This window comes from Pseudooceanicola onchidii (assembly GCF_004959925.1).
GTDB classification, from domain to species: domain Bacteria; phylum Pseudomonadota; class Alphaproteobacteria; order Rhodobacterales; family Rhodobacteraceae; genus Pseudooceanicola; species Pseudooceanicola onchidii.
The window spans coordinates 210,664-224,544 of the sequence record NZ_SPUW01000002.1 but is presented as its reverse complement, the minus strand read 5'-3'; the positions used below and the strand labels follow the sequence as shown (position 1 = coordinate 224,544).

10 protein-coding genes are annotated in these 13,881 nt (G+C 66.3%); 2 read left to right on the top strand and 8 right to left on the bottom strand.

Annotated elements, in window-relative coordinates:
- Positions 1-54: 54 nt before the first annotated feature.
- From addA to regB, 7 genes are all read right to left on the bottom strand, one after another.
- The gene (gene addA, locus E4S58_RS08980) at positions 55-3,414 is read right to left on the bottom strand and encodes a double-strand break repair helicase AddA (protein WP_136636078.1); all 3,360 of its coding nucleotides are present in this window, start codon (positions 3,412-3,414) and stop codon (positions 55-57) included.
- Positions 3,411-6,350 carry a double-strand break repair protein AddB gene (addB, locus tag E4S58_RS08975; protein WP_136636077.1) on the bottom strand — a complete coding sequence of 980 codons (2,940 nt, stop codon included), beginning with the start codon at positions 6,348-6,350 and terminating at the stop codon, positions 3,411-3,413. Before addB ends, addA begins: the two co-directional genes overlap by 4 nt.
- Positions 6,343-7,005: a nucleotidyltransferase family protein gene (locus tag E4S58_RS08970; protein ID WP_136636076.1), complete on the bottom strand. Its 663-nt coding sequence runs from the start codon at positions 7,003-7,005 to the stop codon at positions 6,343-6,345. Before E4S58_RS08970 ends, addB begins: the two co-directional genes overlap by 8 nt.
- Positions 7,002-8,000, bottom strand: a complete 999-nt coding sequence (locus E4S58_RS08965; protein WP_136636075.1) for an aminoglycoside phosphotransferase family protein — start codon at positions 7,998-8,000, stop codon at positions 7,002-7,004. Before E4S58_RS08965 ends, E4S58_RS08970 begins: the two co-directional genes overlap by 4 nt.
- Entirely contained in the window at positions 7,993-8,463 is a 471-nt protein-coding gene (gene tsaE, locus E4S58_RS08960) for a tRNA (adenosine(37)-N6)-threonylcarbamoyltransferase complex ATPase subunit type 1 TsaE (RefSeq protein WP_136636074.1), read from the bottom strand. The genes E4S58_RS08965 and tsaE overlap by 8 nt, the downstream gene beginning before the upstream one ends.
- Positions 8,464-8,507: 44 nt before the next feature.
- Positions 8,508-10,040, bottom strand: a complete 1,533-nt coding sequence (locus E4S58_RS08955) for a PAS domain-containing protein (RefSeq protein WP_169052643.1) — start codon at positions 10,038-10,040, stop codon at positions 8,508-8,510.
- A gap of 88 nt (positions 10,041-10,128) precedes the next feature.
- The gene (gene regB / locus E4S58_RS08950) at positions 10,129-11,523 is read right to left on the bottom strand and encodes a sensor histidine kinase RegB (protein WP_136636798.1); all 1,395 of its coding nucleotides are present in this window, start codon (positions 11,521-11,523) and stop codon (positions 10,129-10,131) included.
- Between the two features lie 94 nt (positions 11,524-11,617).
- On the opposite strand from regB, the gene E4S58_RS08945 reads away from it, so the two are divergent.
- Together E4S58_RS08945 and E4S58_RS08940 are read left to right on the top strand one after the other, a co-directional pair.
- Entirely contained in the window at positions 11,618-12,238 is a 621-nt protein-coding gene (locus E4S58_RS08945; RefSeq protein WP_136636072.1) for an SCO family protein, read from the top strand.
- A 96-nt stretch (positions 12,239-12,334) separates the two neighbouring features.
- Complete coding sequence (locus E4S58_RS08940; protein WP_136636071.1) at positions 12,335-12,883, top strand: ActR/PrrA/RegA family redox response regulator transcription factor; 549 nt, start codon at positions 12,335-12,337, stop codon at positions 12,881-12,883.
- Here E4S58_RS08940 and E4S58_RS08935 read toward each other — a convergent pair.
- Complete coding sequence (locus tag E4S58_RS08935) at positions 12,880-13,758, bottom strand: LysR substrate-binding domain-containing protein (RefSeq protein WP_136636070.1); 879 nt, start codon at positions 13,756-13,758, stop codon at positions 12,880-12,882. The genes E4S58_RS08940 and E4S58_RS08935 overlap by 4 nt on opposite strands.
- Between the last annotated feature and the right edge of the window lie 123 nt (positions 13,759-13,881).

Here is a 13,881-nt window from a genome sequence, read left to right as displayed (position 1 = left end):
TCCTGGATCATGGGTGCGCTTGGGGATCAAACCTAGGCTTGCGATCTGGGAAGTTCAAGAAGCAGTGGTGTCGCGCAAAGCCGCCATCACAATATCCTGAGGCAACATCATCAGCTGTGCCGTGCGCGTCCAAAGCAGCGCGGTGTCGATCTTCCGGTCGGGATAGATCTGCGCCAGTGCGGCGGCATAGGCGCCCATCTGGCGCAGCAGGCCATCGGGAATATCCTCGGGCCGGTCGGGCACCACGGCGTTGGTCTTGAAATCGACGGCCAGCACGCGATCGTGGGTCACGATCAACCGGTCGATGGTGCCGTGAATGCGGTCGCCAAGTTCGTCCAGCTGCGCGGTGACGGAAACCTCCTCCAGCGCCTCTGGCCCGAACAGCATGGCGAGATGGGGGGCGGACAGCACGCGCTGCGCCTCGCCCGTCAGAAGCGCCAGTTCCGCACCCTCGGCCCGGTCCATCCCGTCGGACAGCAGCAGACCGGCGCGCGCGGCAAAGTCCGCCTCGGTCACGCCGGGCAGGTGTTCCAGCAGGCGGTGCACCTGGCGCCCGCGCCGTTTCGCGGCCTCTTCGTCCAGTCCGGCCTCGCCCGGCAGCGCCTTGGCGCCACCCAGATCAGACGGGCTGAGCGTGCGGCGCGGGCCTTCCACAACGGGCGCAGGCCGCAGACCCCAGTCGGGCAGGGCAGGGCGGTCATCCCGGCGTTCCGGCGCGGGCGCAACGTCGAAGCCCGACCAATCGCCGGTTTCCAGCCGCAGCCCCCGGCCCCCCGGCGCGTCGAATTCGACAGCACCCAGATCGGTCATGCCGTCACGGATGCGGTCGTACCAGGTGTCACCATCCTTGCCCAAATCACCCGCTGCAGCGGCGATCAGCCATTTCTCGGCCCGCGTCATCGCGACGTAAAGCAACCGGTCGGACTCCTCGGCCTGCTTGGCCAGCGCGGCGTCGCGCAAATTGGTCAGCCGGGCCGGGGCGTCGTCCTTGTTGGGGCGCCACCAGGCCTGACCTTCGCCGGTCAGCACCTCTCCGCGCAGTTCCTCGCGCCGCTTCTGCGTTTCGGGCAGGAAGACCACGGGCGCTTCCAGACCTTTGGAGCCATGCACCGTCATCACCCGGATGCGCGACCCGGCGCTTTCCATCTGGCGCTTCACCTCGGGATCGTCGCCCTGAAGCCAGACAAGGAAGCCGGTAAGGCTCGGCACCTCGTTGCGTTCGTATTGCAGGGCCTGATCCAGAAGCGCGTCGATGCCGTCCTGCGCCTCGACTCCAAGCCGGGCCATCAGCCGCCGCCGCCCGTCGTGCTTGGTCAGGGCCCGTTCAAGCAGTTCGTAAGGCCGCAGGAAATCCGCGTTGTTGCGCAGGTCGCGCAGTATCGCCCGGGTCTCGGCGTGATCTTCCCGGTGATCCAGCGCGGGCCATAGCCGCCGACTTTGCCGCGCGTGCGCCAGGTCGAAAAGCATCTTCTCGTCCCAGCCGAAAAGCGGCGATTTCAGCGCGGCCGCCAGGCTCAGGTCATCGTCCGGCGTCGCAAGGAAGGCCAGAAGCGCGGTCAGGTCCTTCACCGCCAGTTCCGCCCCGATGCGCAGCCGGTCGGCCCCGGCGATTTCAAGCCGTTCGGCCTTGCAGGCGCGGATGATCTCGTGAAACAGCCGCGCGCGGCGGCGCACGAGGATCAGGATATCGCCTTCCGAAATTTCGCGCGCCCGGCCACCGCCAAGGGGCAGAGGCGTCTTCGCATCGATCATCCGTCGAATGTCCCGCGCCACCCGCCGCGCCAGAACCACGTCGTGATCGGTTTCGGCAGGCAGATCCACCGGATCATCCCAGTCGCCATCTTCGCTGTTGTCCACCTTGTCGATGTGCGGCCACAGATCGACGCGGCCGGGCAGGGCCTCGTGAAAGGCGATGTGTCTCTCTTCCGGGGAAAAACCGGCCTTTTCGCGCCCCTCGAACACCTGGTCGACCAGCGACAGGATGGCGGGGGACGACCGGAAGGAATGCGCCAGCGCCATCCGCTGCAACGGCGTGCCAAGCGCGGTAAGCCTTTCGTCGAAGTCGTCGCGCATGCGGTCGAATTCGGACGGATCGGCGCCCTGGAACGAATAGATCGACTGCTTCTTGTCGCCGACGACAAAGATCGTCCGGGCCTTGCCGTCCTGCGCGCCCTCGCCGCTGGTGAATTCCCGCGCCAGGGCCTGGATCACCTGCCATTGTTCGGGGCTGGTATCCTGCGCTTCGTCCACGAGGATGTGGTCGATCCCGCCATCCAGCCGGTACAGCACCCAGGACGACACATCGCGATTGGTCAGCAGGTCCCGCGCCCGCAGGATCAGGTCGTCGAAATCCATCGCGCCGCGCAGGGTCTTGGCCATGGAATAGGCCGGCAGGAAGGCGGCCGCAAAGTCGTGCAGGGTGACGGTCTTGTCCAGCGCAGCCAGCGCGACGCGCCTGTCCCGCGCGGTTTCGACCCGCAGCATCAGCGGTTCGATCCGGTCCATCAGATCCGCGTGCGCCGCCCGCACGCCCTTGGTCGGAACCGAGCCTATCTTGGCGGAAAACGGCACCTTGGCCGATCCGCCGGTCAGGAACACGTCCTCAAGCAGTGTCAGCGTCTTCAGGTCAGGGCCCGTGGCCGTGGCCAGCTTGGCCGAAAGCTTTGAATCGCTTGCCCCGCCGCCCGCCGTCGCATCGCGGAGAGAGGCGATCAGCTCCATTTCTCCGCCCAGGAAGACCTCGGCCAGAAGCTGATCCAGGTCGAACCCCGGCGGCAGGTCCAGCCGCGCGGCCAGGGCATCGCGCCCCGGGTGTCGGGCCAGAACATCGGCGTGACCCGCGACCGTCGCCGTCAGCTCCTCCATCGTCTGGCCGGAATACTGCATCGCCATCCGCGTCAGCACCCGCGCGTCCGGCCCCTCGGCCAGCCGTTCGATCACATCGGCGCGCAGAAGGGCGGCGTCGCGCTCCTCCATCTCGGTGAACTGGGGGCTGACCCCGGCCTCAAGCGGGAAGCGCCGCAGAAGCGAGGCACAGAACGAATGGATCGTCTGGATCTTCAGCCCGCCCGGCGTTTCGATCGCGCGGGCAAACAGCGTCCGGGCATGGCGCAGCCGCGCGCCGTCCACCGCCCCTTCGATCCCGAGCGTGTCAAGTTCGGTACGCAGATCGGCATCCGGCAGCATCGCCCAGGCGCCAAGCCGTTTGAACAGGCGGTTCTGCATCTCGGTCGCGGCGGCCTTGGTGTAGGTCAGGCACAGGATGTGCTGCGGCGACACGCCTTCCAGCAGCAGGCGCGCCACCCGGTCGGTCAGCACGCGGGTCTTGCCCGACCCGGCATTCGCGGCCAGCCAGGTGGACCGGTCAGGGCGCGCGGCGTCGACCTGGCGCTGGGTGGCGGCATCGCGGCTCATCCGACGTCCTCCGGTGTTGCGTCCTGCGACACGTCCCATTCCCCCAGCCGCGCAAGGTGGTCATAGTCGCCTTCCATCGCGGTCTTGAACATGGCCCGGCGCGAGGTGAAGGGCTGTGCCGGGTCCGAATACCGCTGGATCAGGGTCGAAAATCGCGCCCAGACATCATCGGCCGAGATATCCCACAACGGGGCTTCGACTTCTTTCGTCACCGATCCGATCCCGATGAAGGCCGCGCGGACGACGTGGCGCGGATCCAGATCGCGGAAGGCCCACCGTTCCGCCATCGCCGCCTGCAACAGCAATTGCAGATCAAAGCTTTTCTGCTGGTCAGGCGATGACATCGCCCCGGTCTTGTAGTCGTAGATCAGCGCATTGCCGTTGGCATCCAGGTCGACCCGGTCTGCCCGCGCGGTCAGTTTGAAATCGTGCTGGTCCAGCACGATCTCGCCCGGCACCTCGTAGACGGCGGGCCGGGCAAGGCCCTGGCGCGTGATCTCTCCGGCGATGATGTCCTCGGCCGATCGCGCCATGCGGGCCAGCCAAAGGATCCGCGCCTCGGCCCAGGGCACCTCGCGCGCCAGAACCTCTTCGGTCAGGGCGGTCAGCCGGGCGGGGGTCAGCATCGCGGGGTCATCCACGACGTCCTTGACGAAGCGTTCCATGACCTCGTGCGCGATGATCCCCCGCAACAGCGCATCGGGCGCTTTCATCAAGGGATCCAGAGGTTTGAGGTCAAGGATCTTGCGGGCGTAGATGGCATAGGGATCGCGGATCAGTGTCTTGACCTGCGTTACCGACAGGTCGCGCAGCCGCGCATGGGCGGGCGGTCGGGGCGCGGGGCGTGGGGCGGGTGGCACCGGTGTGACGGCTTCAAGCGTGCGTACAAGGCCCAGCCAATGCCGTCCCCGCGTCCGCGCGCCGGCCAGGGCGGTCTGGCCCGGTTCCCCCAGCCCGTTCAACAGGTTGGTGATCCGGTTCAGCCAGCGCGAGGCGACGGTTTCGGCCTCGGACCCGCGCAGGGCGCGCGTCACCCAGACCTCGGGCGCGGCAATGGCCTGTTGGAAGTCGTGCGCGGACAAGCCGATCCGGCGTTCCGGCAACAGCAGCCCGACAGCCGCCCGCATCTGCCGGTTCAGCCAGGGATCAGGCGACGGGGCTTCAGGCCACGACCCTTCGTTCAGCCCACCCAGGATCACCAGGTCGGCCCCCTGAACCCGGGCCTCGAGCGTACCCCAGATGAGGATATCGGGATGCGGCGTGGTGCTGTCGCGTTCCTCGGCGCCGCGCAGGATCGCGGTCAGCAGGTTGGTGAAATCGTCCGGACCGATCGCGCCCGCCACATCGGCGGCATCCTGAAGCTCTTGCAGCTTGCCGCGCACGTCCTCGCCCGCGTTGCCCTGCCATAGCCCGCCGGATCCGTCCGTCCCGGTACCCGCTGCCAGCTGCCCGGCGCGGTCGATCAACAGGTCAAGCCGGTCACCCAGAGGCCGCGGATCTTCGTCCGGACCCGAAGCCAGAAGCGGCGCAGCCCAGGCGGCCCAGGCCATCACCTGGGGTTCGTTCATCATCTTCGCATAAGTCTCTGCAAAGGCGAACAGGGTCTGGGCATCGGGAAACGGTGGGCCGTGACGCCGCAGTTGCAATTCGAAGGCACGGCAGTACCGCAGGTGATCGGCGCGGTCGGCCCCGCTGTGACACAGCGGGTGTTTCAGCAGCGCAAGGATTCCCGCGGCCCCGACCCGCCGTTGCCACAGCGCGGCAACCTGCCGAATGAACCGCCCGGGCGGGGTCAGGTGCAACGCCTCGCCCGCGCTGTCATCAGGCAGGATGTCCCAACGGCTCAGCGCGGCCTTGACCTGGCGCGACAAAAGCCGGTCGGGCGTGATCAGCGCCGCGCGCTGTCCCTCTTCGGCCGCCTGCCGCAGACGCAGGGCGATGGCCTGCGCCTCTTCCCGGGCCGACGGTGCCTCAAGCAGGGTGACGCCGTCAAAAGCCTGGTCCAGTTCCCGCAGGGCCGGACCTTCGGACAGCCATTGGTCCGTCACGGGGGCGGGCCGCATCGCCAGCGACACCAGCCGGTTCCGGGCGTCGTTCTGCCGCGACATGTGCCAACGCCCGATATCCCGCGGGCCCAGATCCAGCGACACGGCCAGCTTGCGGAACCGGAACTGCGGGTGATCCTCGCCGGTCAGGGGATCATCCAGCGCCGAGGTCCAGACCGCATCCGGCAGGTCGAAATCGTAACCGGGCAGCACGACGGCCCCCTGCGGCAACCGCGCCACCGCCTGCATCAGCACGTTGGTCGCACCGCGTGATCCGGTCGACCCGGCAAGGATCACGGGTCCGGGCGGCGGTGAAAGCGGCCAGTCCTTCGCCAGCATCTCGGCCACGAGGCGCAGGCGGGCGGCGGGGTCGGGCGCCTCTTCCTCCTCGACCTGGTCGACGATGGTCAGAAACTTGAGCGCCCGCGCCCAGTGGTCCGAATGCTGCGATACGTCCAGTGTCCGGATGTCATCGAAACTGATGCCTTCACCGCGCATTTCCTCAAACACCTGCGCCAAGCTGTCGGCCAGGTCATACAGGGCAGCGCGGGGGGCAAGATCGGGCTCCTGCTCCAACAGGGCCGAGACCAGCTGCACAAGCCCCAACCGCCGCCGCAAGGGTGACACGGGCGCGGGAATCGTCCCTAACGCGAAGGTTTCGCCAATATCGGTGACCAGCTGCACCCGGGGCAGAAGCCGCGCCGGGCCTTCATCGAACAGGGATCGGATACGCCGGGCCATCCGCCGTGTGTTCACGATCAGCGTCACCCGGCCCAGGGCTTCGGGCGGCAAATGGGACGTGCGTGCGATCAACCCCTCGACCAGAAGGCGCGGGAAATCCGCGCCGGGGGGCAGGCCGAAGACCCGGGCTTTGTCCGAAGGATCAAACATCGGCCAGCATCGCCTCGGCCAGCGCGATCCCCTCGGGGCGACCGACATCGCACCATTGCCCGCCATAGGGCAGGATGTGCAACGTCCCCCGCACCAGCATCCGGTCCCATAGCAGGTTGAGAGAGAAGGCGTCTTCGGCGATCTCGGCCAACCCGTCGGTCCGGATGATCTGGGCGCCGGAATAGACCAGCCCAGGGCCGCGCGCGACAGGCGGTCCGGGGGTGAAATCACCCAGGCCGACATGGCCGATCGCCTGAGCTGGCGGGATGCCCAGCAACAGGGCCTCCATGTCGTCACGCCAGGCGGCATTCAACAAGGCCAGAGGATTCGGGCCCGCCCAGACCGCATCGGAGTTCAGTGTAAAGACCGGCCCCGTCCCCAGGTGGGGCAGGGCGTTGCGAAGCCCGCCACCGGTTTCAAGGATCGGGTCTTCGTACAGGCAATGCACCGGGCTTTCGGCCAGATGCGCCTTCAGCTGGGGGGCGCGATAGTGGGTGTTCACCACGATCGGCCCGGCCACCGGTAAGGCCAGGTCCAGCGCGTGATCGATCAGCGGGCGCCCCGCGACCTCGACCAGCGGCTTGGGCCGGTCGGCGGTCAGCGCGCCCATGCGGGTGCCGAACCCCGCCGCGAACAGCATCAGGGGCCGCGTCATCGGCGCAGCGCCTTGAGCACGTCTGGCGTCGGTTCCGGCAGATCGCGTCGCACGATCGCAGCGACATCGGCCAGTGCGGGATGCGACAGGTTGCGCATCAACAGCCCCCAGACGCGCGGGATCAGGTCGACATAGTGCCTCTTGCCATCACGCTGCGACAGCCGGGCAAAGGCACCGATGATCCGCAGGTTCCGTTGCGCCCCGGCGACGTGATAGCGCGCCTCGAAACCCGCGCGATCCATGCCGGCGCCGTCCGCGTATCGGGTGATCATCGCGGTCTCGACCTCTGCCGACACATCCCGCCGGGCGTCCATCAGGATCGACACGAGATCGTAGGACGGATCGCCGGTCATCGCGTCCTGAAAATCCAGAAGACCGACCCGCGCCGCGCCTGTCCTGTCGGGCAGCCACAGCAGGTTTTCCGCGTGATAGTCCCGCAGGATCACAACCGAACAGTCGGTGTGCTGCGCCAGAACAGGCTCTAACGCGGCACAAAACGCGTCCCGTGCCGCATCATCCCGCCCCCGGGCGCCTGCCAGGTACCAATCATAGGCCAGCGCGGCGAGCGGGGTCATCACGGCCGGATCATAGGGTTTCAGCCCCGCCATCGCCGGCGCCCGGTGCAGGTCCAGAAGAACATCCGTCGCAGCCTCGTAGAGCGGGCGTTCCAGGGCCGGATCGCGGGCAACGACGCGGGCGAACAGATCATCGCCCAGATCCTCGATCAGCAGGAAGCCATGCGTCGGATCCTGCGCAATGATCCGGGGGGCGGACAGCCCAAGACCGGTCAGCCAATCGGCGACGGCAACAAAGGGCCGAACGTCTTCGCCAAGCTCGGGCGCAGCGTCCATCAGGACAGCACTGTCGTCCCCCAAGTGCAGGCGCTGATACTTGCGGTTCGACGCGTCCCCGGCCAGGGGGGCGCGGTCGGCCGACGCCCAGTCGGTCGTCGCCAGAAAGGCGGTGGCAAGCGCGTCGCGCGGGGTGTCAGGCATCGGTGTCTCCGGGCAGGATATCGTCCCAGGCAGCGGGTCCGTGGGCGGTGATCCGACGGCCATCCTCAGCGTCTGGGACAAAGGTCAGGTGCAGCGCATCGCCGGGGGCAAGATCACCCAGCCGATCGGGCCATTCGACCAGAACGATCGCGGTCTCGAAGGCCTCTTCCAGCCCCAGCTCGATCACCTCGTCGGGGGATGACAGCCGGTAGAGGTCGCTGTGCCAGATCTCTCCGTGCGTGCCATCGTAGGTCTGCACCAGAGTGAAGGTCGGCGAGGGCACGTCTTCGGGCACGGACAGCAGCGATTGGATCAGCGATCGGGCGAAATGGGTCTTCCCGGCACCGACCGGCCCGTCCAAAAGCAGTACATGTCCGGGCCGCAGGCCAAGGCCGATCCGTCGTGCCAGATCCGCAGTCTCATCAGGGGACATCGAACGATAGCTGCGGTGGATCTGGCTCATGGCCAGACATTACCGCGCCGGGCCGCACCTGCAAGGTCAACCGGTCAGCCGACGCCACGGTAGGCGACGGCGCGGGCGGGCTGGGCGCTTTTGAAGATCGCCAGCGATGCGCCGCCCGCAAGGGGTCGGAACAGGCAATCAACCATGCCGCCATTGCGCAGCTGAACCGATGCCTCCCAGTCCGCGCGTTCTTCGAACCCGACGACGAAATCTCGAAAATCGCCCCAGACCGGGCTGGGTTCGCTGTGCGATTGCCAGTGGCGCGACACCTCGTTGACCGAAACATCCAGCGTCTGCCGTTCGTCGGGGTCACCCCAGAGATCGCGGTAGGCTTCGTTCGTATAGCTGAGCATCCCCTGAGGCGAGAAGACCGCGACCGCGTCGTCAAGCGAGTCGATCACCGTTTGCGACATGTCGAGCTGTTCGCGGAAACGGCGGGTCAGCATGACCTCGGCGCTGATGTCTTCCACAAGGAAGGCGACGGCCCCGTTTGGATGCGGTCGACCCGTGACCCGGTAGGTATGACCCGACGACAGCGTCCAGGTTTCCTGGTACCGGCCGTTTTCGGCGGCGGTGATCAGGTCGAAGATCTTTTCGCGCCAGCTGGCATAGCTGCGGGGTTCGGGCATGATGTCCTCGTCGCGCAGCTTGTCGAAGAACGACAGATAGCTGGGCCGCCCTGACAGGTACTCGGCGCTCAGCCCGGTCATGTCGACCAGCGCGGGGTTGAACAGGGCCAGCCGCCGTGTCCGGTCAAAGATCGCCAGCCCGGTCGACAGCTGGGCGAAGGTCTTGGTCAATGTCTGGACGAAGGTGCGCTGCGCGGCCTCGGCCTGGACGACGGCGGTCACATCGGTGGCGTGGTGCATCAGCGTACCGTCGCGGGCGGCGGTCGATACATCGACCCAGCAGTCGGGTCGTCCGTCGGAAAAGGTCAGCTGGTACCGACGCTGTTCCCGATCCGGCAGGCTACGGGCGGGGTCGAGCCCGCGCAGGATCGACACCTCGTCGCCACCTGCATGCCCCAGATCGCGGATCAGCGACAGGTAGGCCCGATTGGCCCAGATGACCTCGTCGCAGTCATCGGTGACCCAGATCGGATGGGGCGAAGACTGCGCCACCAGATCGGAAATCCAATGGGTGTGTTTTCGATAGCGGGCCACGTGATCCCTCACGTCTGGCACACCGACCGGAGAGATCAGCGACACCGTCAGCACATCCTTGCGCCGCACCACGTGAAGTTCGACCAGGTCGGCGGCGTTGCGGGCGACGAACGTCATGTCGAGCGTCGGTTCGTCACCCGGGAAATCCGAAGGCAAGCCACGGAATCGAAAGGCGAAAAAATCACGCAGCCGGGTGATGGACCCATCCCAGCCGCGCTGGGTCAGCAGGTGAAGAAAGTCGCTGTCGGCGTCTACCATCCGACCCTTGAGACACCGGATCACGACCCCGCTGCCGGGCCCCTGGGCGGCGCTGCGATTGTACCGTGACCAGATTGCCAGACCGCTCAGCGTCACCCCCGCCGTCGAGAGGCAGACGGCCGAGATGATCACGATTTCTGTCACACCGATAGACATGGTTACCCCAAGACGCAGGTACACTAAGAAACAAGCCATCAATCCTTAAGATTTGATTAATGGTATCACGAAAAGACGCCAACTGGCATCAGTTTGTGATTGGCTTGTTTTCACCGCTCGGGACGGGCGTATCGCCCGACCGGGCGTCGACCCGGCGTCTGGGCCAGACGACCTCGACGATCGCGCCGGTGGCCTCGGTCGGTTGCCCGGCGCGGTCCACGCCGTCGGATCCATTGGCAAAGCTCAGCTCGGCTCCGGTCCGTTCCAGAAGTGTCTTCGCGATGAAGAGACCCAGCCCCATGCCTTCGTACCCTGGTCGCTGCGAAGATGCAGAACTGCGCCTGCGCCGCACGAAGGGATCGCCGATGCGGCCGATCACCTGCGGCGCATAGCCCCTGCCGTCATCCATGATCCGAAGGGCGATCCGGTCGTTCGACCAGCGCCCCTCGATCCAGACGTTCCCCGATGCGAAATCGACCGCGTTCTGGACCAGGTTGCGGACCCCGTGGATCAGTTCGGGCTTGCGCAGGATCGGGGGCGGCAGATCATCGCCACCCTCCTCTGGCCCGAAATCGTAGTGGATCAGCTTGCCCCGCCCCTGGTGGGGATCGGCGGCCTCTTCGATCACGGTGGTGAAGGGCGCCTGACGCATGTGCAGGTCGTCCTTCCCGGCCCGTCCCATTGACCGCAGGATATCGCGGCAACGGTCGGCCTGATCCCGGATCAGCCGGGCATCTTCCGCCAGGTCGGGACGGTCTTCCAGATCATCGGCCAGTTCCGACGAGGTCAGCTTGATCGTGGCCAGCGGCGTGCCCAGTTCATGCGCGGCGGCGGCGACGACCCCGCCCAGGTCGGTCAGCTTCTGTTCCCGGGCCAAGGCCATCTGCGTCGCCTGAAGCGCGTCAGACATCGAATGAAGCTCGGTCGCGATCCAGCGCGAGTAGATGCCCAGGAAGACAATGGCGATCACGATGGCAAGCCACTGACCAAAGACGAAGATATCGGCGATCTGAAGCTGGGTGCCATCCCATGTCTGCAGCGGCAGGTAAAATTCGGTCAGCACCGTCGCCAACCCGATCGCGACGCTGCCGATGAACAGCGTCGACCGTCCCGTCAGGGCCATAGCCGACACCGTCACGGGCCCCACCACGAGGATCGAGAACGGGTTGTGCAACCCGCCGGTCAGATACAGCAACAGGCACAGCTGCAGCAGGTCGAACAGCACCATCAGCAGGTTCTCGACCTCGGACAGGCGCTTGTTCTCGGGGAAGATGAAACTGGCGACAAGGTTCCCGATGACCGATGTGCCGACCACCAGGAAACACAGTCCGTATTCCAGCGACAGGCCATAGATTTCGCGCGCGACCAGCAATGCGGCCAGCTGGCCCCCGATGGCCCCCCACCTGAGCAGAATGATCGTCCTCAGCCGGATCCAGTTGCCGCGATCCTGCCCCTTGAGCACGTCGAATTCGGTTTCGGTCATCTTCGCTGTGCCCATATGTCTGATTGATTGTTCGGGGCCCATTGTTAAATAGGCCCCAACACGCCCGCAATCATCCTCAGCACCGAAGGCCACAATGACACGTATCTTCGCAATCACGGCCGTGGCGGCCATCGTGCTTCTGTCGGTGGCAATCTGGCTTGTCACCATGGGCCGCACCGGCGACGACGCCTTTGCCCAGTGCCGCAGTTCGACCGTGGCCGGCGGCGCGGCCGAGATCGGCGGGCCGTTCACCCTGGTCGACGAGGGCGGGCAAACCGTGACTGACACGGATGTGATAGACAAGCCGACGCTGGTCTATTTCGGTTACACCTATTGCCCCGACATCTGCCCCTACGACGCCGCCCGCAACGCCGAGGCTGTGACCCTGCTGGAAAACGACGGCTACATGGTGAAGCCGGTGTTCATCACCGTCGATCCGGAACGCGACACGCCCGAACAGCTGGCTGATTTCACCAGTTACATCCATCCTCGTATGGTCGGCCTGACCGGGTCGCCCGAACAGATCAAGGCTGCTTCGACCGCCTACCGGACCTACTATCGCAAGCAGGACGCCGAGGATGACTATTACCTCGTCGACCATTCGACCTTCACCTACCTGGTCCTGCCCGAGGAAGGGTTCGTCGAATTCTTCCGCCGCGACGCCACGCCGGAACAGATGGCCGAAGCCACCGCCTGCTTCATCGACGCAAGGTAATAACCAGCATTTCAGGGTTTGAATATTTGACCCCACCATGGGGTCGGGATACATACCCTAGACCGCAGCAAGGCGCATCATGGAAGGACCATTGCCATGACCGGAGAGCTCGACCTCGGCGAAGACCGTACCCTGCTCCTTTTGGATGATGACGAACCTTTTCTCAAACGTCTGGCCAAGGCGATGGAGAAACGCGGCTTTGAAGTCGAAACCGCCGAAAGCGTCGCCGCCGGCAAGGCCATCGCGACGGCCCGGCCACCCGCCTACGCCGTCTGCGACCTGCGGCTTGAAGATGGCAACGGGCTCGACGTGGTCGAGGTGCTGCGCGAAAAGCGCCCCGATGCACGGATCGTGGTGCTGACCGGCTATGGCGCCATCGCCACCGCGGTGGCCGCCGTGAAGATCGGCGCGACCGATTACCTGGCCAAGCCCGCCGATGCCACCGACATCACCAACGCCCTGCTGGCCCGGGGTGACGAACTGCCGCCGCCGCCGGAAAACCCCATGAGCGCGGACCGCGTTCGGTGGGAACACATCCAGCGGGTGTACGAGCTTTGTGATCGCAACGTGTCGGAAACCGCGCGCCGCCTGAACATGCACCGCCGTACGTTGCAGCGCATTCTGGCGAAACGCTCGCCCCGCTAGGCCTCCGCCGGGCCGACCTCGGCCATCAGCCAGTCCATGAAGGCCCGGACTTCTGCGCGCAGCGGTCCCTCGGGCGTGACCATCCAGTATTGCGCGACCGGCAGCGGCGGATAGTCGACCTCGACCAGTTTGCCCTGCGCGATGCTGTCCGCCACCACGCGGTCGGTGGCAAAGATCAGGCCCAGCCCGGCCTCGGCGGCGGAAACCGACAGGATCGGGTTGTCCATCGACTGGATCTTCACCTTGCGGATATCAAGGCCCCCAAGCTCCAGCCACTCGGCCTCGGACGGATAGCCTTCGTCGACGATCCACGGCAGATCGGCCAGCGATGCCCCGCCAGCCAGCAGTGCGGGGGCGCCGACGACCACCATCTGCGTGCGAAACAGAAAGGTGCTTTGCGTGTCGGGCCAGGGGCCGGTGCCCGTACGGATCGCCAGATCGGCCCCGTTGCGGCCCAGGCCCACGACCGATTGCGTCGGGTTCAGCGACACCGGGATGTCAGGATGCCGGGCCCAGAACCGGGGAAGGCGCGGCATCAGCACGGTCTGCGACAGGGCCACCGTCGCCGTGACGCGGATGCCCCGCACCCGGGCCGGGCGGCGCAAGTCCTCGACCGCCCCCGCGATCCGGCTGAAGCCTTCGCCCAGCGCGGTGGCCAGCCGCGTGCCTTCGGGCGTCAGGGCCAGCCCGCGCCCCTGCCGGGTGACAAGCGTGACCTCCAGTTCGGCCTCAAGCCCGCGCACCTGTTGGGCCACCGCCGCCGGGGTGACGTTCAGCGCCCGCGCCGCCGCGCTGAAGCCGTCCAGCCGCGCGGTTGCCTCGAACGCCCGCAACGCCGACAGGGACGGCAAATGGCGCCAGTCCAAGTCCTCCATCTGATACCTCAGCTAACAGATCACACATTATCGCTGACTTCGTGTGTGACCGCGCCGGGGCTATATGTCCAGCAAGGAAACCCGACCGGAGGGACGGACATGATCAGATTGCCCGATGAAATG